19 protein-coding genes and 1 tRNA gene are annotated in these 22,059 nt (G+C 70.5%); 10 read left to right on the top strand and 10 right to left on the bottom strand.

Features of this window, described 5'->3' with window-relative positions:
* Nucleotides 1–25: 25 nt before the first annotated feature.
* Nucleotides 26–280, bottom strand: coding sequence for a mycoredoxin (locus LZP97_RS10905; protein ID WP_026137488.1), 255 nt, complete (start codon nucleotides 278–280; stop codon nucleotides 26–28).
* A gap of 114 nt (nucleotides 281–394) precedes the next feature.
* Here LZP97_RS10905 and LZP97_RS10900 point away from each other — a divergent pair, with 114 nt between their 5' ends.
* A complete protein-coding gene (locus LZP97_RS10900; protein ID WP_225222608.1) occupies nucleotides 395–2,527 on the top strand; it encodes an ATP-dependent DNA helicase UvrD2 in 2,133 nt (710 codons plus the stop codon).
* 385 nt (nucleotides 2,528–2,912) lie between these two features.
* On the top strand, nucleotides 2,913–3,191 hold the full coding sequence (locus LZP97_RS10895; protein WP_010594688.1) for a WhiB family transcriptional regulator: 279 nt from the start codon (nucleotides 2,913–2,915) through the stop codon (nucleotides 3,189–3,191).
* Nucleotides 3,192–3,207: 16 nt separating this feature from the next.
* On the opposite strand, the gene LZP97_RS10890 is transcribed toward LZP97_RS10895, so the two are convergent.
* The 3 genes from LZP97_RS10890 to LZP97_RS10880 form a co-directional block, all read right to left on the bottom strand.
* Nucleotides 3,208–4,539 (bottom strand): ABC1 kinase family protein, encoded by a 1,332-nt coding sequence (locus LZP97_RS10890; RefSeq protein WP_010594687.1) that lies wholly within the window; start codon nucleotides 4,537–4,539, stop codon nucleotides 3,208–3,210.
* A gap of 47 nt (nucleotides 4,540–4,586) precedes the next feature.
* On the bottom strand, nucleotides 4,587–5,435 hold the full coding sequence (locus LZP97_RS10885; RefSeq protein WP_010594686.1) for a hypothetical protein: 849 nt from the start codon (nucleotides 5,433–5,435) through the stop codon (nucleotides 4,587–4,589).
* Nucleotides 5,436–5,528: 93 nt separating this feature from the next.
* On the bottom strand, nucleotides 5,529–7,025 hold the full coding sequence (locus LZP97_RS10880; protein WP_040272493.1) for a zinc-dependent metalloprotease: 1,497 nt from the start codon (nucleotides 7,023–7,025) through the stop codon (nucleotides 5,529–5,531).
* 88 nt (nucleotides 7,026–7,113) lie between these two features.
* Between LZP97_RS10880 and LZP97_RS10875 the strand changes: the two genes are divergently transcribed.
* On the top strand, nucleotides 7,114–8,139 hold the full coding sequence (locus LZP97_RS10875) for a YlbL family protein (protein WP_017680863.1): 1,026 nt from the start codon (nucleotides 7,114–7,116) through the stop codon (nucleotides 8,137–8,139).
* Between the two features lie 14 nt (nucleotides 8,140–8,153).
* Here the strand turns inward: LZP97_RS10875 and LZP97_RS10870 are convergent, their stop codons facing one another.
* Nucleotides 8,154–8,759 carry a PPA1309 family protein gene (locus LZP97_RS10870; RefSeq protein ID WP_010594682.1) on the bottom strand — a complete coding sequence of 202 codons (606 nt, stop codon included), beginning with the start codon at nucleotides 8,757–8,759 and terminating at the stop codon, nucleotides 8,154–8,156.
* Between the two features lie 156 nt (nucleotides 8,760–8,915).
* On the opposite strand from LZP97_RS10870, the gene LZP97_RS10865 reads away from it, so the two are divergent.
* Nucleotides 8,916–11,912 (top strand): UPF0182 family protein, encoded by a 2,997-nt coding sequence (locus tag LZP97_RS10865; RefSeq protein ID WP_029540056.1) that lies wholly within the window; start codon nucleotides 8,916–8,918, stop codon nucleotides 11,910–11,912.
* A 68-nt stretch (nucleotides 11,913–11,980) separates the two neighbouring features.
* On the opposite strand, the gene LZP97_RS10860 is transcribed toward LZP97_RS10865, so the two are convergent.
* Entirely contained in the window at nucleotides 11,981–12,544 is a 564-nt protein-coding gene (locus LZP97_RS10860) for a transglycosylase family protein (RefSeq protein WP_040272500.1), read from the bottom strand.
* A 433-nt stretch (nucleotides 12,545–12,977) separates the two neighbouring features.
* Between LZP97_RS10860 and LZP97_RS10855 the strand changes: the two genes are divergently transcribed.
* A tRNA-Met gene (locus LZP97_RS10855) sits at nucleotides 12,978–13,054 on the top strand.
* Nucleotides 13,055–13,106: 52 nt separating this feature from the next.
* Here the strand turns inward: LZP97_RS10855 and LZP97_RS10850 are convergent.
* Complete coding sequence (locus tag LZP97_RS10850) at nucleotides 13,107–14,750, bottom strand: acyl-CoA synthetase (RefSeq protein WP_048770764.1); 1,644 nt, start codon at nucleotides 14,748–14,750, stop codon at nucleotides 13,107–13,109.
* A 50-nt stretch (nucleotides 14,751–14,800) separates the two neighbouring features.
* Here LZP97_RS10850 and LZP97_RS10845 point away from each other — a divergent pair, with 50 nt between their 5' ends.
* Nucleotides 14,801–15,046, top strand: coding sequence for an ion transport protein (locus LZP97_RS10845; RefSeq protein ID WP_225222610.1), 246 nt, complete (start codon nucleotides 14,801–14,803; stop codon nucleotides 15,044–15,046).
* 149 nt (nucleotides 15,047–15,195) lie between these two features.
* Here LZP97_RS10845 and LZP97_RS10840 read toward each other — a convergent pair whose 3' ends face one another.
* The 3 genes from LZP97_RS10840 to hisN form a co-directional block, all read right to left on the bottom strand.
* Nucleotides 15,196–16,404: an acyl-CoA dehydrogenase family protein gene (locus LZP97_RS10840; protein ID WP_017680858.1), complete on the bottom strand. Its 1,209-nt coding sequence runs from the start codon at nucleotides 16,402–16,404 to the stop codon at nucleotides 15,196–15,198.
* 43 nt (nucleotides 16,405–16,447) lie between these two features.
* Entirely contained in the window at nucleotides 16,448–17,842 is a 1,395-nt protein-coding gene (locus LZP97_RS10835; RefSeq protein WP_026137793.1) for an acyl-CoA dehydrogenase family protein, read from the bottom strand.
* Nucleotides 17,843–17,932: 90 nt separating this feature from the next.
* On the bottom strand, nucleotides 17,933–18,727 hold the full coding sequence (gene hisN / locus LZP97_RS10830; RefSeq protein ID WP_017680856.1) for a histidinol-phosphatase: 795 nt from the start codon (nucleotides 18,725–18,727) through the stop codon (nucleotides 17,933–17,935).
* 78 nt (nucleotides 18,728–18,805) lie between these two features.
* Between hisN and prfB the strand changes: the two genes are divergently transcribed.
* Genes prfB through ftsE form a run of 4 tightly spaced genes read left to right on the top strand, consistent with a single transcriptional unit; the run spans nucleotide 18,806 to nucleotide 22,006 of the window.
* Nucleotides 18,806–19,930, top strand: a complete 1,125-nt coding sequence (gene prfB, locus LZP97_RS10825) for a peptide chain release factor 2 (protein ID WP_010594673.1) — start codon at nucleotides 18,806–18,808, stop codon at nucleotides 19,928–19,930.
* A gap of 60 nt (nucleotides 19,931–19,990) precedes the next feature.
* Nucleotides 19,991–20,845: a mechanosensitive ion channel family protein gene (locus LZP97_RS10820; protein ID WP_167522837.1), complete on the top strand. Its 855-nt coding sequence runs from the start codon at nucleotides 19,991–19,993 to the stop codon at nucleotides 20,843–20,845.
* On the top strand, nucleotides 20,842–21,285 hold the full coding sequence (locus tag LZP97_RS10815) for a hypothetical protein (protein WP_010594671.1): 444 nt from the start codon (nucleotides 20,842–20,844) through the stop codon (nucleotides 21,283–21,285). The genes LZP97_RS10820 and LZP97_RS10815 overlap by 4 nt, the downstream gene beginning before the upstream one ends.
* 31 nt (nucleotides 21,286–21,316) lie before the next feature.
* Nucleotides 21,317–22,006 carry a cell division ATP-binding protein FtsE gene (gene ftsE, locus LZP97_RS10810; RefSeq protein ID WP_010594670.1) on the top strand — a complete coding sequence of 230 codons (690 nt, stop codon included), beginning with the start codon at nucleotides 21,317–21,319 and terminating at the stop codon, nucleotides 22,004–22,006.
* Nucleotides 22,007–22,059 lie beyond the last annotated feature (53 nt).

Raw genomic sequence — 22,059 nt, 5'->3', positions numbered from 1 at the left:
CCCCCGGCGGATGCGGTGCCGTCCGCTAGAGGCCGAGCGCCTGCTTGACCGCGGACAGCGGGGGATTGGTCGCGGTGCTGCCGTCGGCGAACTGCACGGTGGGAACGACGTGGTTTCCGTTGTTGACGCTGCCGACGAACTCGGCGGCCGACGGGTCGGCTTCGATGTCGATCTCGGCGTAGCCGATGCCGTGCTCGTCGAGCTGGCGCTTGAGGCGACGGCAGTAGCCGCACCAGTCGGTGGTGTAGAGCGTCAGGGCGGGAGCGTCGGTCGTAGTCACGGTGCGCACAACAACCACCGTCTGTCCGCTGTTCCGTCCTGCGGTCAAATGTGTTCTCCGCCACAGTCGGTGTGGGCCGGATGCCTGTCACCCCGTCCTGCCATGATGGAGCCCATGCGCGCAGAGACATCGGTGGAGGGACTCGATCCCCAGCAGGCCGCGGCGGTCCTCGCGCCGCGGGGCCCGGTGTGTGTCCTCGCCGGCGCAGGTACCGGAAAGACCCGGACCATCACCCGCCGCATCGCGCACCTGGTGTCCCACGGACACGTCGCGGCGGGCCAGGTCCTCGCTGTCACGTTCACCGCGCGCGCCGCCGGAGAGATGCGCGGCCGCCTGCGCGAACTCGGCGTGGGCGGTACGGGTCCGCAGGTGCAGGCGCGCACCTTCCATGCCGCCGCGCTGCGGCAGCTGCGTTACTTCTGGCCGCAGGTGGTCGGCGACACGCCGTGGCAGCTGCTCGACCGCAAGTTCGCGGTCGTCTCCCAGGCCGCGCACCGGGCCGGGTTCGCCACCGACACGGACACCGTGCGCGACCTGCTCTCGGAGATCGAGTGGGCGAAAGGATCGCTCGTCGCGCCGGAGGACTATCCGGCCGTGGTGGCCCGCGCCCGGCGTGAGCCCCCCGCCGACGCCGCGCGGGTCGCTGCCGTCTACGCCGGCTACGAGTCGCTCAAGGTGCGCGACGACGGCATCTACCTCGACTTCGACGACCTGCTGCTGCACACGGCCGCCGCGCTCGAGGAGCACAGCGCCGTCGCCGAGGAGTTCCGCGACCGCTACCGCTGTTTCGTCGTCGACGAGTACCAGGACGTCACGCCCCTGCAGCAGCGGGTGCTCGACGCGTGGCTCGGCGACCGCGACGACCTCACCGTCGTCGGCGACGCGAACCAGACGATCTACTCGTTCACCGGTGCCACCCCGCAGTACCTGCTCGACTTCTCCCGCCGGTTCCCGGACGCGACGGTGGTCCGGCTCGAACGTGACTACCGGTCCACCCCGCAGGTCGTGGCCCTCGCCAACCAGGTCATCGGCGCGGCGCGCGGCCGCATCGCCGGGACCCGGCTCCAGCTCGTCGGCCAGCGCCCGCCCGGACCGGAGCCGGCGTTCGCCGAATACGACGACGAGCCCGCCGAGGCGCAGGCCGTCGCCAAGGCGATCGCCAAGCTGCTGGGTTCGGGGGTACCGGCCGCCGAGATCGCCGTGCTCTACCGCATCAACGCGCAGTCGGAGGCCTACGAACACGCGTTCACCGAAGCCGGTATCCCGTACCAGGTCCGCGGCGGCGAGGGCTTCTTCACCCGGGCGGAGGTGCGGCAAGCGGTCGGGGCGCTGCGGCAGGCGCAGGCCCGAGACGACCTGCCCGAGGGCGCCGATCGCGGCGCCGCCCTGGTCACGCTGGTGCGAGCGGTGCTCGCCCCGCTCGGGCTGAGCGAGACCGAACCTGCCGGTGCGCAGGCCCGCGAACGCTGGGAATCGCTGCGGGCGCTCGTGCAGCTCACCGAGGAACTCCTCGGGCACGAGCCCGACCTCGATCTCGACGGACTGTTGCGCGACCTCGCGGCGCGGGCGGAGGCACGGCACCCTCCGACGGTGCAGGGCGTGACACTCGCGTCGCTGCACGCGGCCAAGGGCCTGGAATGGGACGCGGTCTTCCTCGTCGGTCTCACCGACGGGACCCTGCCCATCGTGCACGTCGTCGGTGACAGTTCGACACCGCCCGACGAGGCAGGCATCGAGGAGGAGCGCCGGCTGCTGTATGTCGGCGTCACCCGCGCGCGCGTGCACCTGCACCTGTCGTGGGCGCTTTCGCGCACCGAGGGCGGTCGCCGGTCGCGGCGGCGATCACGGTTCCTGCACGGTCTGATCCCCGACGATTCGCCGGCGTCACGGATTGCGGCTCCCCCGTCGCCGAAGCGTAAGCGGCCGCAGTGCCGCGTGTGCGGCAAGCCCCTCATGGGATCGTCCGCGACCATGCTCGGACGCTGCGAGGGTTGCCCGTCGAACCTGGACGAATCGCTGCTGGTGGCATTGAAGGACTGGCGCCGGGAACGGTCCAAGGAGATGAAGGTCCCCGCCTACGTGGTGTTCAGCGACAACACGCTCATCGCCATCGCCGAGCAGCAGCCGGGCGACGACCGCGCCCTCGTCGCCATCCCCGGTATCGGGGCGAAGAAGCTCGAGCAGTTCGGAGCGGACGTGCTCGCTGTCGTGCGTGGTGAACGCGCCTCCGACACCCTCGATCTCTAGCGGCTCCGCGGATGCGGCAAAATCGCAGGTAGAAAATGGGTTGTGCGATCGACGGCCGAGTTTCTAGGCTGGAGGTCGATGTCACGGGAAAGGCCCGTGCGCGGACGACGTCAGGAGGTGGCCCCGATGCTCGGCTTCGATGCAGCTGCAGTGGTGGTCGCCGTCCCCGTCGCCGGCGCCCCCGTCGCCGCCGGTGCGTGCACTCCGCGCGTCGCCCGCGTGCGAGCAGCCGCCCTTTCGTCCGTGTCCCGAAGCCACCGAGGTCAGCCCCGGTAATCTTCGATTCGCCTTCCGGCCACGGACACCGCCCAGCGGACCGTGGCCTTCTTCGTCTTCTGCCCGGTTCGCTCATCGCATCCGAAACCAGACAGAGGAGACATCCATCGTGCAAACCGCAACGCTCGACGTCGACCGAACGACGCGCGTGCGCGAGTTGCCCTGCCGCGGCGACGATCCGGACCTGTGGTTCGCCGAATCACCGACCGAGTTGGAGCGGGCCAAGGCGCTGTGCGGCCGGTGCCCGATTCGAGCCCACTGCCTCGCCGCGGCACTCGACCGGGCCGAGCCGTGGGGTGTGTGGGGCGGCGAGATCTTCGAACGGGGCGCCGTCGTCGCCCGCAAGCGCCCGCGGGGGCGTCCCCGCAAGGAACTGGTGTGCGCCTGACCGGGCTGCCGGGACGTCAGTCCACCGGGTCGGTGAAGCCCGGCAGCCACTCCGACAGGATCCGCATGTACGGCGCGTGCGCGTCCAGCTGAGCGCAGATGCCGACCGAGCCGAGGAGTACGCGGACGATGTTCGCGTACTCCGGCGGCAGGTTCAGAGCCCGCGCGGTCCGGAAGTTGGATCCGGAGAAGTCGGTGGCGGTGCCCGCCGCCTTCTGCAGCCACGCCCGGGTGAAGTGGAAGGACTCCGTGTGGATCGGGTCGGTGAACGGGCGCAGGTAGTCCGCGATCTCCTGCTCGGTGACCTCCCTGCCCGGCAGGACGAACCGGTTCTCGTAGAGCAGTGTGGTCAGCTCGTCGAAACGTTCCTCGAGGGCCAGCCGCACCATCCGGCCCAGCACCGGGGGCAACCCGTTCGGCATCGCGGCCGTGGCCCCGAAGTCGATGACGCCGAGCCGGCCGTCGTCGAGCAACATGAAATTGCCCGGATGGGGGTCGCAGTGCAGCAGGCCCACCTGTGCCGGGGAGGCGAAGTGGAACTCGGCGAGCAGCGCCCCCGCCCGGTTGCGCTGCTCGCGGGTACCCTCCGCGATGATCGTGGACAGCGGTGTCGCCGTGAGCCATTCGGTGACGAAGACCTTCGGGGAACTGGCGACCACCCGCGGCACGACGAACCGGGGATCGTCGCCGAACACTTTGGCGAAGGCCCGCTGATTGTCGGCCTCGATCCGGTAGTCGAGCTCCTCCTCGGTGCGCGCGGTCAGCTCGTCGAGCACCGCGCGCACGTCGGTGCCCGGCATCACCGTCGCGAACAGACCCGCGAACCGGGACAGGGTCCGCAGATCGGCGCGCAGCGCCTCGTCGGCGCCCGGGTACTGGACCTTCACCGCGACCTCGCGGCCGTCCGCCCACGTCGCCCGGTGGACCTGGCCGATGCTCGCCGACGCGGTGGGAACGTCGTCGAACGAGGCGAACCGTTCCCGCCAGCCGGCACCGAGCTGCTGATCGAGGACACGGTGGACCGTCTTGGCCGGCAGCGGCGGAGCAGCCGACTGCAGCTTCGTCAGCGCCTCCCGGTACGGTTCGGCGAACTCCTCCGGCACCGCGGCTTCCATCACGCTCAGCGCCTGGCCGACCTTCATGGCTCCGCCCTTGAGCTCACCGAGCACCGTGAACAGCTGTTCGGCAGCCTTCGCCGCGAGCTCGGCGTCGATCTCCTCGCGGTCCCCGCCGGCCAGACGCCGGCCGAACCCCACCGCGGCACGACCTGCGATCCCGAGGGGGATGCTGGCGAGCTTGGCGGTGCGGGAACTGCTTCTCCGGGGGATTTCGGCCACGCCCACCATCATGCCTGACGCCGTCCCCCCGGCGCGGGGCGCCGTGGGTCGACCCCGCGTCACGCCGGCGGGCCGGCGCACCCGCAATCCGGGTGCCGGTACCAGCGCCGCGACGCGAGCCGGTGACTGCGCAGGTCCACCTCGAGGGTCCGGTCCAGTGTCGCGGGCGCCACGGTCGTGAGAATCGCGTCGAGCTCGGCGAGGGCGAGAGCCGCGGTCGCCAGCACCACGGGGGGCTCCGCACAGCCGACGCGGTCGCACAGTTGAGCCGCGAGCTGCGGCCAGTGCGGGTCGAGGTCGGTGCGGGTGAGATCCGCGCAGCGCAGACAGCTCGTGCGCCCCGGGACGACGAACGGCCCGACGATGCCACGGCCGTCGCGCAGCAGCACGGTCAGGTGCGGCACGCGGTGCCGCATCAGCTCCCGGACGAGCCGGGGATCGGGGACCAGTGCGTCGGCGAGCAGCACGCACTGCACGTCCCATCGAGCGACGTCACTGTCGCCGGTGTAGGCGGCGGACCGGCTCAGCCGGGTGCCCGAGACCGTCAGTTGGGTGACCAGCGTATCCGCGAGGGGCCCGCGCCCGTGCACCCGCACCCGGGGAGCCACCGGTACGGTCCCGCCCGGGTCCCGGACCGCGCCGACGGTGGTCAACTCGTCGAGCAGGACGGTGACGGCATCGTCCGCCAGCCCGGCCTGCGCCGTGCGGGCCAGAATCTCCGCGCGCGACGAACGCCCGTCGAGCAGGCTCAGCACCGTCGACAGGGCGAATGCGTCGAGCCCTGCGCCGGGGGAGAGGACGGCGGCGGTATCGGGACCCCACCCGAGTTGGACCGAGCCGTCCGGGCGACGGAGCACTTCGAGGGCAGGATCGAGCGCAGGTCCGGGCTGGTGCATGGCCGTGGTCATGCCCGCCAGTCTGCGGCACCCCGGGCCGCGCCCGGGTGCCCGAGGCCGGTTGTCCACAGGGGGAAACCGCGATCTACCAGCGTCGAAGCGCGCTCAGGCGGATTCGTCGGGATCGGTGGACTCGCCGGAGTCGCCCTTCTCCCGCTCGGCACGCTCGCGTGCCTCGGTCTCGCGCAGCTGTGCGATCGGATCGTCGAACGTGGTCGTTTCGCCGCCGAGGATCCGATCGAGGAAAGCGGCCGGGTTGTCCAGGTCCGACGAGTCCGGCAGCAGGTCCGGATGGGCCCACACCTTGTCCCGTGCCTCCGTCCCGGCATCGGCGGTGAGGCGGCGCCACAGGACGGCGGCCTCGCGCAGTTTCCGCGGCCGCAGCTCGAGACCGACGAGTGTGGCGAAGGTCTGCTCCGCGGGCCCACCGCTCGCACGGCGACGGCGCAGCGTCTCGCTCAACGCGGCCACCCCCGGCAACCGGTCGCCGAGGGCATCGGCGACCACGGTCTCCACCCAGCCCTCGACCAGGGCGAGCAACGTCTCGAGGCGCTCGAGGGCCTGCTTCTGCTCGGGAGTGGTCTGCGGCTCGAACGCCGCGCCCTTGAGCAGTTCCTCGATCTTCGACGGGTCCGTCAGCGCCGCGGGGTCGATGCCCTGCGCGAGGTCCTCGATCGCGGAGAAGTCCATCCGGATGCCGCGCGCGTAGTCCTCGACGGTGGACAGCAGGCGTGATCGCAGCCACGGCACGTGGCTGTAGAGCCGCTGGTGTGCCGTCTCACGCGCGGCCAGGAAGACGAGAACCTCCTGCGCCGGCTGCTCGAGCCCCTCACCGAAGGCATCGATCGCGGCGGGCATCAGCGCGGCGGTGCCCTCGGGCCCGAGGGGAAGACCGATGTCGGTCGAGGCCAGGACCTCCTTGGCCAGCTGTCCGAGGGCCTGGCCGAGCTGGGAGCCGAACGCCAGGCCACCCATCTGGGAGAACATCCCGAGCATCGGCCCGGCCATCGCCCGGGCCTCCTCCGGCAGGCCCTGGACCCACATGCCGTTGACCTGCTCGGCCACGGGATCGCACAGGCGCTTCCACGTTCCGAGCGTGTTGTCGAGCCAGTCCACGGGCGTCCACGCGACGGTGCGGGTCGCGCCGGCGGGCAACGTCGTCGCGCCGTCGAGCCACAGCTCTGCCAAGTGCGCGGCGTCGCGGACGGCGTCCGCAGACCCGGACGAGACGGGGGTCACGGAGCCGATCTGCTGGCGGGCGAGCTTGGCGGCCACCTCGTAGTTGACGGGTCCCGAACCACCGGACCCCATCGCGCTGCCCATGCCGCTGAGCATCTGCCCGAACTGCGTCAGCATCTGCCCGAGCGCCGCCGGGTCGAAGCCCTGCGCTCCGAACGGGTTGTCGCCACCGGCCCCGAACGGGGCACCGCCTGCGCCGGGCGCACCGAAACCGAAGGGAAAACCGCCGGGAGTGCCGCCCTGGGACCCGCCCCCTGCCGAGCCGGCACCCTCGGCACCGGATCCCTCGGCGCCGGAACCGGAATCCTTCCTGCGGTCCGGGTCGTCGTCGGGATTCGAGAATCCGAAAGGCGTGTCGCTCATGTCGTCAACGGTACAAGGCCCACCGCGCAGCGGTGGCCCCCGCGATCACGCTGACCGCGAACACCGCCGCTCCGGATACCCTGGCCGGGTGAATCGACGGCTCGTGACGATCCTGGCGGTGCTGTTCCCCGCGCTGCTGCTGGTGACGGTGGCGCTGAATGTGAAGGTGCCCTACGTGGCGCTCGGCCCCGGCCCGACGTTCGACACCCTCGGCGAGGTCGACGGCAAGGCGGTCGTCGCCATCGAGGGCACCGACACCGACCCGACCACCGGCGAGCTCGTGATGACCACGGTCGGTGTCAGTGACCGCCTGACCGTGGCGCAGGCCCTCGCGGCGTGGCTCGGCAGCCGGTACGGGATCGCCCCGCGCGAACAGATCTACCCACCCACCGCGACCCGGGAGCAGGTCAAGGAGGCGGACGCCGCCCAGTTCGAGCAGTCCGAACGCAGCGCAGAACTCGCCGCCCTGCATCATCTCGATCTGCCCGTCGTCCTGCGCGTCGCCCGAGTCGGCGAGTCCGGGCCGTCCGCCGGGGTGCTGCGCGAGGGCGACCGGCTCGTCAGCGTCGCGGGGGAGCCGGTGACCACCGCCGGCAGCGTGCAGCGCGCCGTCGCCGCCGTCGCCCCCGATACGCCGGTCGACATCGGGATCGTGCGGGACGGTGTCGAGCAGACCGTCGCGGTGACCGTGGGCGCCCGCCCCGACGATCCGGAGAAGGGTTTCCTCGGCATCAGCCCCGAGGAGGTGCCGGACGTGCCGTTCGACGTGACGTTCAACCTCGCCGACGTCGGCGGGCCGTCGGCAGGGCTGATCTTCAGCCTTGCGGTGGTCGACAAGCTCAGCCCCGGCGAGCTCAGCGGCGGCGCGGTCGTCGCGGGGACCGGGACCATCGATTCCGACGGGGCCGTCGGCCCGATCGGCGGCATCACCCACAAGCTCGTCGCGGCGTCGGAGGACGGCGCGACGGTGTTCCTCGTGCCCGCCGACAACTGCGCCGAGGCGCGCAGCGCTGCTCCCGACGGCATGCGGCTGGTCGAGGTCGAGACCCTCGAGGGCGCGATCGGTGCGCTCGGCTCGCTCGCCGGCGGGGGCGACGCGCCGAGCTGCGGGTAGACGCGGGACCGGCGCTAGTCGTCGCCCGGTTCGAGGGTCGCGTACAGCGCCGCCACCACGTTGGGGGCGAGGTTGTCGTAGGTTCGCAGCTCGATCCCGGCGAACGGGTCGTCCTCGTCGGTGGGCCGCAACTGCAGCAGCGACAGCGACGGGCCGTCCCGCAGCACCGCCGCGATCAGTCGCGCATCCCGCCGCTCCGGATGGCCGTGCGCCGCGACGCGGGCGGCCTCGTCGGCGGCGTGGGGATCCGCCAGCAGCGGGACCAGCGCGTCGTCCAGATCCGACTCCGCGCTCGGCGGCAGCACCACGATCTCCTGCACCAGGGCGCAGCCGGCGACCGATTCGGGCCAGCTGGTGGTGGCGAGGAACTCGTCGAGGGCGGGGCTGCCGCCCTCGACGTCGTCCGGGAAGGCGTCCTGCTCCACCGGGGTGTACTCGTGGCCCGCGTCGAGCTGGTCGAGCAGCGTCGGTTCCGACGCCGCCAGCAGGGCCGTCGGCACCAGCGCGAACATCTGGGGTGGCTGCCCCCAGCCACCGGCGTCGACGAAGTCGACGATCTCACCGACGCACCGGCGCAGGGCGTCTTCGGACGGGACGGGATAACTGTCGCTCACGGACATATCCTTGCACCGTCGCCAGGTCTCGTCGCCGCCGCGGCGTGGTGGCCGCCTCATTCCGTAGAGTGGGGCGAAACGGTCACCGCGAGTGCCGTGGGTGACAGTCGAGGTGAACAGCTGCGGCGCATCCGCGTCGCCGGAGAATTGGGAGTGTGGCACGTGGGCATGAGGCCCCCCACCGGAGTACCTTCGCTGTCGAAACGCAGCAAGATTCTGCTGAGCCTGGCCGTGGTGGCCGCGGTGCTGCTGCTGGTCGGTCCCCGACTGGTGGACGCCTACACCAACTGGCTGTGGTTCGGTGAGGTCGACTTCCGTGACGTGTACGTGAAGGTGCTGCTGACCCGGATCGTCCTGTTCGTCGTCGTGGGCCTGTTCGTGGGCGCCGTGGTGTGGCTCGCCATGCTCCTGGCGTACCGATCGCGCCCCGTGTTCGTGCCCGCATCCGGGCCCAACGACCCCATCTCGCGGTACCGCACCACGGTGATGTCCCGGCTGCGCACGTTCGGCCTCGGCATCCCGATCGTGCTCGGGCTGCTGTCCGGCCTGATCGCGCAGGCGAGCTGGGTGACCGTGCAGATGTTCTTCAACGGCGGCTCGTTCGGCACCACGGACCCGCAGTTCGGGCTGGACGTCGGCTTCTACGCCTTCGACCTGCCCTTCTACCGCTTCCTGCTGAACTGGATGTTCGTGGCCGTCATCCTGGCGCTCTTCGCCAGTCTGGTCACCCACTACATCTTCGGCGGCATCCGGCTCGCCGGCCGCGGTGGCAGCCTCACCCGCGCCGCCCGCATCCAGCTGGCCGTACTGGCCGGCATCTTCGTCGCGTTCAAGGCGGTCGCGTACTGGCTCGACCGGTACGCACTGCTGTGGAGCGGGCGCAAGGAGCCCACGTTCACCGGCGCGGGATTCACCGACATCAACGCCGTGCTGCCCGCCAAGCTGATCCTGATGGCGATCGCCGTCATCTGCGCGGTGGCGTTCTTCGCGGCGATCGTGCTGCGCGACCTGCGTATCCCGGCGATGGCGACCGCGCTGCTGGTGCTCTCGTCGATCCTCGTCGGGGCCGTGTGGCCGCTGGTGGTCGAGCAGTTCTCCGTCCGGCCGAACGCCGCCGTCAAGGAGGCCGAGTACATCGAGCGCAACATCGCGGCGACCCGTCAGGCCTACGGCATCACGGACGAGACCGTGGAGTACCAGGACTACCCCGGCGTGGGCAGCACGTCGCCGCGCAACGTGCCGGCGGACGTGACGACGATTGCCAACACCCGTCTGCTCGACCCCAACGTGCTGCCGCGCACCTTCACCCAGCAGCAGCAGCTGAAGAACTTCTACGGGTTCCCGCCGTCGCTGGACATCGACCGGTACGAGATCGACGGGCAGCGCGAGGACTACATCGTCGCCGCCCGCGAACTGTCGCCGTCGAGCCTGACGGGCAACCAGACCGACTGGATCAACAGGCACACGGTGTACACCCACGGCAACGGCCTGGTCGCCGCCCCCGCCAACCGGGTGAACGCCGCCGCGAGCGAGTCCGCGGAGGAGGCCGCCAACAGCAACAGCGGCTACCCGGTGTACATGGTCAGCGACATCGCGTCGCTCGAGTCCGGCAACCAGGTGATCCCGGTCGAGCAGCCGCGGATCTACTTCGGTGAGGTCATCGCGCAGGAGGAGCCCGACTACGCGATCGTCGGTGCCGCCGAGGGCGAGGCCCCGCGGGAGTACGACACCGACACCGCGCAGTACACCTACACCGGCTCGGGTGGCGTGTCGATCGGCAACTGGTTCAACCGCCTCGCGTTCGCCTCGAAGTACGCCGAACGCAACATCCTCTTCTCGAGTGCGATCGGCAGCGAGTCGAAGCTGCTGTTCAACCGCGATCCGCGGGACCGGGTGACGAAGGTCGCGCCCTGGCTCACCGCCGACGGCGACGCATATCCCGCGGCGGTCGACGGCCGCATCGTGTGGGTCGTCGACGCCTACACCACGCTCGACAACTACCCGTACGCGCAGCGCAGTTCCCTCGAAGGTCTCGTCGAGGACAGCGTCGACCAGAACACCGGCCGGCTGCTGCCCCGCAAGGAGGTCTCCTACATCCGGAACTCGGTGAAGGCGACAGTCGACGCGTACGACGGCACCGTGACCCTCTACCAGGTCGACGACCAGGACCCGGTCCTGAAGGCGTGGATGGGTGTCTTCCCCGATGCGGTGACCCCGCAGGACCAGATCTCCGACGAGCTCCGCTCGCACTTCCGGTACCCGGAGGACCTGTTCAAGGTGCAGCGCGAGATGCTCGCGAAGTACCACGTCGACGACCCGCGCGAGTTCTTCACCAACAACGCGTTCTGGTCGGTGCCGAGCGACCCGACGGTCGAGACGACGGCCAATCAGCCGCCCTACTACGTGCTGATCGGTGACGAGGAGACGGCCCGCCCGTCGTTCCGGCTCACCTCCGCGATGGTGGGCTTCAACCGGCAGTTCCTGTCCGCGTACATCTCGGTGAACTCGGACCCCGACAACTACGGCAAGTTCACGATCCTCCGATTGCCGACCGACACCCAGACCTTCGGTCCCGCACAGACGCAGAACGCGATGATCTCCGACACGCGCGTCGCGTCGGAGCGCACTCTGCTCGAGCGGTCCAACCGGATCCAGTACGGCAATCTGCTGACGCTGCCGATCGCCGAGGGCGGCATCCTGTACGTCCAGCCGATGTACACGGAACGCAACTCGGCGAGCGGAAACACCTCCACCTTCCCGCAGCTGTCCCGGGTGATCGTCAGCTATCGCGAGCCCGGGCCCGCCGGTGGGGTGCGGATCGGCTATGCCCCCACCCTCGCCGCGGCACTGGACCAGGTCTTCGGCGGCGGCGTCGGCAGTGCGGCCACCGCACCGGGTGGCGAGTCGACACCCCCGGCACCGGTTGAGGGGGCAGAGGGGACACCGCAGGACGGCCAGGCGGCGGCACCGGCGCCCGCTCCGGCGCCGAACCCCGCGCCCGCTCCGGCGCCGGCGGATCGGACGGCGGCAGTCGCCGAACTCGACGCGGCGCTCGCCGAGCTCAGCGCGGCGCAGAGCACCGGCGACTTCGCAGCGTACGGTCGGGCGCTCGAACGAGTGCAGGCGGCCGTGGAGGCGTACCAGTCCACCGGCGGCTGATCTCCTGCCGCGACCGAAGCGGGGCCCCGCGCACATCGTGCGCGGGGCCCCGTCGTTCGGGGGACGAATCAGCGTCCGGGCAGTGCGACGCCGACCACCTGGTCGAACTGCGCAGCGAAGCCGTGCTGCGCGGCGAACTCGCCGGCGACACCGAGCGCCTGCTCCACGGCCTGGTCGACCGGCGCGGCCTCGGGTGCCGGTGCTGCGGGTGCCGGTGCTGCGGGTGCCGGGGTCGCGGGTGCCGGAGTTGCGGGTGCCGGGGTTGCGGGTGCTTCGGGCGCGGGCGCGGCCTCGCTCCCGGTGGTCAGGTACTGACCGCAGACCGGCCACGCGCCCGGGCCCTGGGTCTGCAGCGTGTTCTCCGCGACGCGGATCTGCTCGGCCTTCGAAGCGGTGTGCGGGCTGCCGGTGCCGCCGTTGGCCGCCCAGGTGCTCTGCGAGAACTGCAGACCGCCGTAGTAGCCGTTGCCGGTGTCGATCGACCAGTTGCCGCCGCTCTCGCACGCCGCCACCGCGTCCCAGTTGTGCGGGGCAGCGGAGGCGGTGCCGGTGGCGAGGCCGAACGGCACCGCCACGAGGGCGCCGGTGACAACGGCCGTGCCGAGGCCACGCTTGCTGAAGAAAGTGGTCATGCGGGATGAATCCTCTCCGCGCTCGCCGACGCCGGACCCCGGGCACCGCTCGGTCGTGGCGGTGCGGACAGTCGGCCGGGTCGCGTCGCTGCCCCCCGAAGGTTTCGTCGTACCGGATCCCGCGGGCAGCTCGGCGGCGGCGGGACGGCGTCGGCTCGGTGGTTTCGAGCCGCGACCGACCGTACCGATGCGTCGCGACCCGGGCTACCGGCCGCAACCGTGCCCCGGGTGTCCATCAGATGGGACGAGCGACCCGCTTCTGCGCAGGTCACCGCGGCATGTCGACCTTCCCGTCACGCGATCGTTATACCTCCGTTATGTGAGGAGGAACATGTGCCGAGTGTGGTCCAGGACACGCGACGACGCCCGAAAAAGGCCTTCGCCCAGGCGATTTGCATTCCGTTCACCGAGCCGTGTAACTTCGTTTCTGCAACGCGGGGTGGAGCAGCTCGGTAGCTCGCTGGGCTCATAACCCAGAGGTCGCAGGTTCAAATCCTGTCCCCGCTACCACGCCGAAGGGCCCGGCACCGGTTCATCCGGTGCCGGGCCCTTCCGCATGAGATCAGGGCTTCATGTCGACGAGTACGCGTCGCAGCAGCTTCCCCGTCGCATTGCGCGGCAGTTCGTCGAGGAAGACGACGTCACGCGGGACCTTGTAACGCGCCAGGTTCGCCTTGACGTACTCCTTGATCTCCTCGGCGTCGCGCGCGGAGCCCTCGGCCGGCACCACGAAGGCGCGCAGCCGGTGACCGAAGTCCGGATCCTCCACCCCGACCACCGCGGCGTCGAACACGTCGTCCCTTTCGACGAGAAGGTTCTCCACCTCCAGCGGGTACACGTTCTCGCCACCGGAGACGATCATGTCGTCGTCCCGGCCGTCGACGAACAGCAGTCCCTCCTCGTCGAAGTGCCCGACGTCGCCCGTCGAGAGCAGTCCGTTGATGCGCTCCTTGTCCCGGCCGTCCGTGTAACCGTCGAAGCTCAGCCCGCTCGCGACGAAGATCCGGCCCACCTTGCCGGGCTCGGTGATGCGGTTGCCTTCCTCGTCGTACAGTTCCACCCGGCACGTCACCGGGGGCCGGCCGGCCGTGCCCGGTGCCCGGCGGATGTCCTCGGGCGTGGCGACGGTGGCCACCGCGCATTCGGTCGACCCGTACAGGTTGTGCAGGACGTCGCCGAAGTACTCGCGGGTGCGCCGGCACACGTCCGGCGACAGCGCCGAGCCGGCGGAGAAGATGATCTGCAGGCTCGACGTGTCGAACCGGCCGATCGCCTCGCCCCCGAGGTCCAGGATCCGCTGCAGCATCGTCGGCACGACGACGAGCACGTTCGCCCGGTGCCGTTCGATCAGGCGAACCGTCTCGAGCGGGTCGAACCGCCGCTCCATCACCACGGTCTGACCCAGCGCCAGCGCGAGTCCGAACTGTGAGATGCCGGTCCCGTGGAACGCCGGCGCCGCCATCAGCATCGTCTGTCCCGGCCGTAGCGGTACCCGGTCCAGGAACTGCGCCGAGGCGAGCGGCGACGTGCGCTCGCGCGGGGCACCCTTGGGCGTGCCGGTCGTGCCGCTGGTGAGCAGCACGAAACCACCGAGTGTGCTCGGCGCGGGAACGGCGGACCGATCGAACTGTGCGAGCACGGACTCGATGCCGGGTGGTCCCGGCTCCTCACCCTCGGGCCACGAGCTGTACGTCCGCACATCCGGCGGCAGGGCTGCGGCCACCGCCGCGAACTCGGCGTCGTAGACGAACGTGCCGACACCTTCACGTTCCGCGACGTCCGCGAGCTGGCGCGGAGCGAACCCGGTATTCATCATGACCAGCTTCGCGCCGAGTTTGGCGGCCGCGAGCATGGTGAGAACGAGTCCACGGTGATTGCGGGCCATCAGACCCATCACGTCCCCCGCCGCGACCCCGTCGGCCTGCAGCGCCCGTACGAGCGCATTCGACTGTCCCTCGAGCTCCTCGTAGCTCAACCGGCCACGCTCGTCGACGAGGGCGACGGCGTCGTAGCCGCGCGCGGCGTGGGCATGCACCGGTCCGGCGAACGGGCCGTAGCGGCTCACGGCGACGAGGGTGCCGATTCCGTGGTCGACCCGGGGGAAGTGCAGCAGGCCGGAGCGCGCGAGTACCCGCACGGCACCCAGTGTGTCGGTCACCTCCCCGACGGCCCCGGTGATCCTGTCCTTGATGTCCTGCCCGGGCATGCTGTCCCCTTCGAGCTCGTGCCGGATTCGTCACCGCAACCCTAGTGGTGATGCACTTCACAGAAGTGGACATTCGTCCGATCTACCGGGGGTATCAGGGCCGGGGGATTCCCGCCCGAGCAGTGCCGGTCGCAGCCGTCGGACGACTGATCGCGGCCACCCCGGTGATCGCGGTCATCGCCCTGCTCGGTGTCGTGGCGGCCACGCCGGCGTCCTGGCTGGTCGAGCGGGTGGGGGAGCAGGACGAGGCGAGCCAGGCGGCGACTCGGGCACAGGTGGCCGCGCCGACGGCCTAGGTGGTCGCGCTCCGCGACGAGCTCCGTCGCGCGCGAGGGTGATCCCGCCCGGCCGCGCGGGTAGCGGTCCGGTCCGGAGCGTGAGAGGGCCCCCGCCGTCGGTGAGTACGGCGGGGGCCCGACCCCTCGGAGAAGTGGTCTGTGACCGGCTACTTCAGTTCGGCGCTCGACAGGCCCAGCAGCCGTCGCGCGATGATGAGCTGCTGGATCTGCTGCGTGCCCTCGAAGATGTCGAGGATCTTCGAGTCGCGCGCCCACTTCTCGAGCAGTGGACGTTCGGAGTAGCCGTAGGTACCCGCCAGCTCGACTGCCTTGAGGGTGACCGCGGTGCCGGTGCGGCCGGCCTTGGCCTTGGAGATCGACGCCTCCAGCGAGTTGGGTTGCTTGTTGTCGGCCATCCACGCGGCCCGCAGCGCCTGCAGGTAGGCCGCCTCCCAGTCGGCCTCGAGCGCGAGGAATTCGGCGGCCGCAGCGTGCTGGTTGCAGGCCGGGACGTCGTAGGACACCTCGACACCGGCCTCGGCGAGGATGCCGCGCAATTCCTCGAGCGCCGCGCGGGCGACGCCGATGGCCATACCGGCGACGATCGGACGGGTGTTGTCGAAGGTCTGCATGACCCCCGCGAACCCCTTCTCGACGTTCACCTCGGGGCTGCCGAGCAGGTTGTCCTTCGGAATCCGGCAGTTGTCGAGCACGAGGACGGCCGTGTCGGAGGCCTTGATGCCGAGCTTGTGCTCGAGGCGGGCCACGCTGAGGCCGGGGGCGTCCCGCGGGACGACGAACGACTTGATCGCCGCGCGCCCCTTCGACCGGTCGACGCTCGCCCACACGACCACGTGGGTGGAGCGTTCGCCGGCGGTGACGAAGATCTTCTCGCCGTTGAGGACCCACTCGTCGCCGTCGAGGACGGCGGTGGTGGTCACGGCGGCGGAGTCGGAGCCGAAGCTGGGCTCGGTGATGGCCATCGACGCCCACACCTTGCCGAAGCGCTCGAGCTGTTCGTCGGTGGCGACGGCGGCGATCGCCGAGTTGCCGAGGCCCTGATAGGGGATCGAGAGAGTCAGACCGACGTCGCCCCAGCAGGTTTCGATCACGTTGAGCAGCGACGCCATGTTGCCGCCGTTGACGTTGCCGGCCTGCTTCTTGGGCTCGTCGCCGCGGCCGAGCGCCGCGCCCGAGGCGCCCTGGCCGGAGTCGTTGAGGCCCTCGACCATCGCCGCCATCGTGTCCAGTTCGACGGGGTACACGTGCTCGGCGAGGTCGTACTTGCGTGAGACGGGACGGAAGATCTGCGCGGCGACCTGGTGGGCCTGGTTCGCTGACGCCTTGAGCCTCTTGGGAAGTTCGAGATTGATCATCGCGGGTTCCTAGGTGTGAGGGGACGCTGCCGGATCGGGCGGCTCAGACGAGGACGACGCCCTCGGCGACGCCCACGGCGCGCAGGTCGCGGTACCAGCGCTCGACGGGGTGTTCCTTGGTGAAGCCGTGGCCGCCGAGCAGTTGGACACCGTCGAGGCCGATCTGCATACCCTTGTCGGTGGCGAGCTTGCGGGCCAGCGCCGCCTCGCGGGCGAAGGACAGGCCCTGATCGGCCCGGGCGGCGCCGCGCAGCGTGACCAGCCGGATCCCGTCGAGCTCGATCTTGATGTTGGCGACCATGAAGGCGACGGCCTGCCGATGGCTGATCGGTTCGCCGAAGGCTTCCCGTTCGTTGACGTAGGGGACGACGTAGTCGAGCACGGCCTGTCCGGTCCCCGCGGCGAGGGCGGACCAGCCGAGCCGGGCGAGGCGGACGGCGTCCGCGTACTGCTCGGCGCGCACGTCGGCGTCGGCGTCGCCGAGGAGGGCGGACTGCGGCACGGCGACGTCGGTCAGGTGCAGCCGACCGAGCCCGGCGGCGCGCAGACCCATCGACGGGTCGGCCTCGATCACCAGGCCCTTGCTGTCGGATTCGACCAGGAACAGCGACGGCTTTCCGTCGAGTTCGGCGGCGACGACGAACAGTTCGGCGCTGCCGGCGGCCGGCACCAGGGACTTGACGCCGGTGAGCCGGTAGCCGCTGGGGGAGCGCACCGCCTTGGTCTGCAGCGCGAAGGGGTCGAACAGGGCGCGCGGCTCGGTGATCACGACGCAGGCCTGGGGGACGTCGTCGCCGGCGAACGCCGGCAGGTACGTCCGCTGCTGCTCCTCGGTGCCCCACTGGGTGAGGGCGACCGCGACGCCGCTCGGCGCGAGGATCGGCAGCGCCAGCCCCATGTCGCCGTGGGCGAGTGCCTCGGCGACGAGGGTGTTGGTGACGGCGCCCCGCTCGGTGGCGGCTCCCTCGAATGCCTCGGGCACGTTGACGAGGGTGATGCCGAGTTCGGCGGCCCGGGCGAGGAGGTCGGCGGGGGCGGCGGCTGCCTCGTCGGCATCGTGTGCAGCGGGCCGCAGGATCTCGGCGGCGAACTCGCGGACGGTCTCGGCGATCATCTGCTGATCGTCGGTGGGGGTCAGGTCGAACAGGTCGGTGCGGACGGCGGTGTCGAGGCGCTGCGGTGTGCCGGATCCGCCGGTGACCTTCTTGAAGGTGCGGGTGGCGGCGCCGAGCGTCTTGAAGCCGGTCTTGGTGGACTGGTAGGTCACCCGGTCGATGGCCTGCCGGAGGTTGTACCGGTCCGCGAGTTCCGAACCGGTGATCCGGGTGAGCACACGCATCGCCGCGCCCATGGCGTCCCGCCGGAGGGGGTTCAGGCCCACGGCGGACGTATCGCGGGGGGTGTTCCGGGCCACACTGTCTTGCTTGCTCATGATCACCAGAGGTTTCTCGATGTGGGGACGGACGCCCACAATCTTACTGCGGAGTAAGATTGCTGTCTACTATCGAGTAAGTTGGTGGTGCGTGCCCTATCCGGCGTGCTGCAGACGGGTGAGCACACCGTCGTGCAGCGCTCCGTTGGTGGCGACCGCGCTGCCACCGTGCGGGCCGGCCGCACCGTCGAGATTCGTGAACCGGCCCCCGGCCTCCCGGACCAGCACGTCCAGCGCAGCCAGGTCCCACAGGGACACCTCGGGCTCCAGTGCGACGTCCACCGCGCCCTCGGCGAGCAGGCAGTACGAGTAGAAGTCGCCGTAGGCCCGCACCCGCCACACCTCGTCGGTGAGCGCGACGAACTCGTCGCGCCGGCCGCGGTCGCGCCAGCCGGACAGGCTCGAGAAGCTCAGCGACGCGGCGGACAGCTCGGCGACCTGCGAGACCGAGATGCGGCGCGGCTGCCCGCCGTCGTACGCCAGCCACGATCCCGCGCCGGCCGCGGCCCACCAACGGCGGTTCAACGCCGGGGCGCTCACCACCCCCACCACCGGCACGCCGTCGTCGAGCAGGGCGATCAGGCTGGCCCACACCGGCACACCGCGCACGAAGTTCTTGGTCCCGTCGATCGGATCGACCACCCACTGGCGGCCGGTGAACACCGCGTCGCCCCCGAACTCCTCGCCGAGGATCGCGTCCCCCGGGCGCTCGGCGCCGAGCGTGCCGCGCACGGCGCGTTCGACGCCGAGATCGGCATCCGACACCGGGGTCAGGTCCGGCTTGTCGGTGACGGTCAGGTCCAGGGCGCCGAACCGGGTGCGGGTGATGGCGTCCGCCTCGTCGGCGAGGCGCAGGGCGAGATCCAGATCGGCCGAGAAGTCCGTGCTCATGCCCCAGACGCTAGTCGAGGCCCACCCGGCCCCCAGCGGTGGCGAGGTCACGCCGCACACCCGGTAGCCTTGAGAATCGTGCATCCCGATGTTTCCGCAGACCTGGCCGAACTGGCGACCACCCTCGAGACCGTCGAGGCGGTCCTCGACGTGGACGAGCTGCGCCGGCGCATCGACGAACTCGAGCACCAGGCCGCCGACCCGGAGTTGTGGAACGACCAGGAGCATGCGCAGCAGGTCACCAGCCAGCTCTCGCACGCCCAGGGTGAACTGCGGCGCGTCGAGGAGCTGCGCTCACGGCTCGACGACCTGCCGGTGCTCTACGAACTCGCCGAGGGCGAGGAGGGGGAGGACCGCACCGTCGCGCTGGCCGACGCCGACGCCGAGCGTGCCGCCCTGCGCACCGACATCGAGGCGATGGAGGTGCGGACCCTGCTCTCCGGCGAGTACGACCAGCGCGACGCGCTGGTCAACATCCGCGCCGGCGCCGGCGGCGTCGACGCCGCCGACTGGGCCGAGATGCTCATGCGGATGTACATCCGGTGGGCCGACAAGCACGGCTATCCGGTGGAGGTCTATGACACCTCGTATGCGGAGGAGGCGGGCATCAAGTCCGCGACCTTCGCGATCAAGGCGCCCTACACGTACGGCACCCTCTCGGTCGAGATGGGCACCCACCGGCTCGTGCGTATCAGCCCCTTCGACAACCAGGGCCGGCGCCAGACGTCGTTCGCCGAGGTCGAGGTGCTGCCCGTCGTCGAGACGACCGACCACATCGACGTCGACGAGAACGACATCCGCGTCGACGTGTACCGCTCGTCCGGCCCGGGCGGGCAGTCCGTCAACACCACCGACTCCGCGGTGCGACTGACCCACATCCCCACGGGCATCGTCGTCACCTGCCAGAACGAGAAGTCGCAGCTGCAGAACAAGGTCTCGGCCATGCGCGTGCTGCAGGCCAAGCTGCTCGAACGCAAGCGGCAGGAGGAGCGCGCCGAGATGGACGCCCTCAAGGGCGACGGCGGGAGCTCCTGGGGCAACCAGATGCGCTCCTACGTCCTGCACCCCTACCAGATGGTCAAGGACCTGCGCACCGAGCACGAGGTGAACAATCCGTCGGCCGTCCTCGACGGCGACATCGACGGGTTCCTCGAGGAGGGCATCCGGTGGCGCATGCGCGAGAACCAGAAGCAGAACCAGTAGTCCGGAACCAGCGACACGGAGGATCGAACCCTGTTTCCCGGTAGCAGGATTCTCGACTGGCTGTCGAGCAGCGGTCTGCAGATCGCGCTCACGGTGCTCGGCGCCGCGCTCGTCGCGCGATTCGTGAGCTGGGTCGGTGGCCGGATCACGCGGCGCATCGACGAGACCTACCAGCAGTCCGACGCCCTGGTGCGCTCGGAGGTCACCAAGCACCGCCACTCGGTGGCGCAGGTGATCACCTGGGTGGTCATCACGTTCGTCTACATCGTCGCGACCCTGAAGGTCTTCGACTACCTGGCGCTCCCCATCGGCAGCCTCGTGGCGCCGGCCACGGTGCTCGGTGCCGCGCTCGGTTTCGGTGCCCAGCGCATCGTCCAGGACATCCTCGCCGGATTCTTCATCATCACCGAGCGGCAGTACGGGTTCGGTGACACCGTCCAGATCTCGGTCACCGGTGCCTCCGCCGATGCCGTCGGCACGGTCGAGGACGTCACCCTGCGGGTGACGAAACTGCGCAACGCCGCCGGCGAGGTCATCACCGTGCCCAACGGGCAGATCAACAAGGCTGTCAACCTGTCGAAGGACTGGGCCCGTGCCGTCGTCGACGTGCCGATCCCGGTCACCGCGGACATCGCAGAGGTCAACGACATCCTGCACGAGGTCGGTGTCGCGGCGTTCGAGGACGAGAAGCTCAGGGAACTGCTGCTCGACGAGCCGACCGTGATGGGAGTCGAGAGTCTCGAGGTCGATCAGGTCAGCGTCCGTATGGTGGCCCGGACCCTGCCCGGCAAGCAGTTCCAGGTGGGCCGCGAACTCCGGGTGCGCGTCGCGCTGGCGCTGCGCCGCAGGGGGATGAGCGTCAACCCCCAGCTGGACACCTCCACCCCGATCCACGGTATCGAGGCGGTGCAGTGAGCGAGCGACGCCGATTCCACATCCCGGACCACGTCCTCGGCGGCCGGGTGCGCACCACCACGTTGAGCCTGTGCGTGCTCTGGGTCGGCCTGTGGTTGCTGTACGTGTACCTGAATCCGGAGGACGAGCAGAACGCGGCGGCGCCGCCGGGCGCGGTCGTCGTCAGCGACGTGCCGTACGTGCCGTACGTGCCGGAGGCCCCGGTCGAGCCCACTCCGACCACCACCGTCCCCACCACCACCGAACCGGCTCCGACGACGGCCGACCCCACGCCGACGGGCACCGGATCGACTCCCGGCGGACGCGGCTCGGAGGCGGTGCCCGGTGCCCCGGCCCCGACGACCACGACGACCCAGCCCGGCCTGCGGTTGCCCGAGATCCCGATTCCCGGCCTCGGTGATTCGTCCCCCACCGAACCTACCGGCGAGTCGGTTCCTTAGGTCACCGTCCGATAACGGCTAGCATGGCGGCGTGATCCGCCTGGAGAATGTGTCCAAGTCGTACAAGACGTCGACCCGGCCGGCTCTCGACAAGGTGAGCGTCGAGATCGACAAGGGCGAGTTCGTCTTCCTCATCGGCCCGTCCGGTTCCGGGAAGTCGACCTTCCTGCGGCTGCTCCTGCGTGACGACACGCCCACCTCGGGTGACATCCACGTGGCGGACTTCCACGTCAACCGCCTGTCGGCGCGCCGGGTGCCCAGGTTGCGGCAGAACCTGGGCTGCGTGTTCCAGGACTTCCGGTTGCTGCAGCGCAAGACGGTGGCCGAGAACGTCGCGTTCGCGCTCGAGGTGATCGGCAAGCCCCGCTCGGTCATCGCGCGCACCGTGCCCGAGGTGCTCGACCTCGTCGGCCTGTCCGGCAAGGCCGACCGCCTGCCCACCGAGCTGTCCGGTGGCGAACAGCAGCGCGTCGCGATCGCGCGGGCGTTCGTGAACCGGCCGCTCGTGCTCATGGCCGACGAGCCGACCGGCAACCTCGACCCGGACACCAGCCAGGACATCATGATGCTGCTCGAACGCATCAACCGAACGGGAACCACCGTGCTGATGGCCACTCACGACCATCACATCGTCGACTCGATGCGGCGCCGGGTGGTCGAGCTCGACCTCGGGCGGGTCGTGCGCGACGAGGCGCGCGGCGTCTACGGCGTCGGCCGCTGACCGCGTTCTCCCGCTCCACCGCACTCGCCCCCTCCGGCAACCGAAGGACTTCG

The organism is Rhodococcus sp. DMF-1, from assembly GCF_021441945.1.
Taxonomy (GTDB): domain Bacteria; phylum Actinomycetota; class Actinomycetes; order Mycobacteriales; family Mycobacteriaceae; genus Rhodococcus; species Rhodococcus ruber.
Note: the sequence above shows the minus strand (reverse complement) of the source record. Positions and strands in the feature narration are given on the sequence as shown.

What these genes read in the sequence shown, in the direction of transcription:
- LZP97_RS10900 (WP_225222608.1), top strand. Translation starts at nt 395, where the DNA reads ATGCGCGCAGAGACATCGGTGGAGGGACTCGATCCCCAGCAGGCCGCG.
- LZP97_RS10890 (WP_010594687.1), bottom strand. Translation starts at nt 4,539, where the DNA reads ATGATGGTGGGCGTGGCCGAAATCCCCCGGAGAAGCAGTTCCCGCACC.
- LZP97_RS10885 (WP_010594686.1), bottom strand. Translation starts at nt 5,435, where the DNA reads ATGACCACGGCCATGCACCAGCCCGGACCTGCGCTCGATCCTGCCCTC.
- LZP97_RS10880 (WP_040272493.1), bottom strand. Translation starts at nt 7,025, where the DNA reads ATGAGCGACACGCCTTTCGGATTCTCGAATCCCGACGACGACCCGGAC.
- LZP97_RS10870 (WP_010594682.1), bottom strand. Translation starts at nt 8,759, where the DNA reads ATGTCCGTGAGCGACAGTTATCCCGTCCCGTCCGAAGACGCCCTGCGC.
- LZP97_RS10860 (WP_040272500.1), bottom strand. Translation starts at nt 12,544, where the DNA reads ATGACCACTTTCTTCAGCAAGCGTGGCCTCGGCACGGCCGTTGTCACC.
- LZP97_RS10850 (WP_048770764.1), bottom strand. Translation starts at nt 14,750, where the DNA reads ATGCCCGGGCAGGACATCAAGGACAGGATCACCGGGGCCGTCGGGGAG.
- LZP97_RS10845 (WP_225222610.1), top strand. Translation starts at nt 14,801, where the DNA reads ATGCACTTCACAGAAGTGGACATTCGTCCGATCTACCGGGGGTATCAG.
- LZP97_RS10840 (WP_017680858.1), bottom strand. Translation starts at nt 16,404, where the DNA reads ATGATCAATCTCGAACTTCCCAAGAGGCTCAAGGCGTCAGCGAACCAG.
- hisN (WP_017680856.1), bottom strand. Translation starts at nt 18,727, where the DNA reads ATGAGCACGGACTTCTCGGCCGATCTGGATCTCGCCCTGCGCCTCGCC.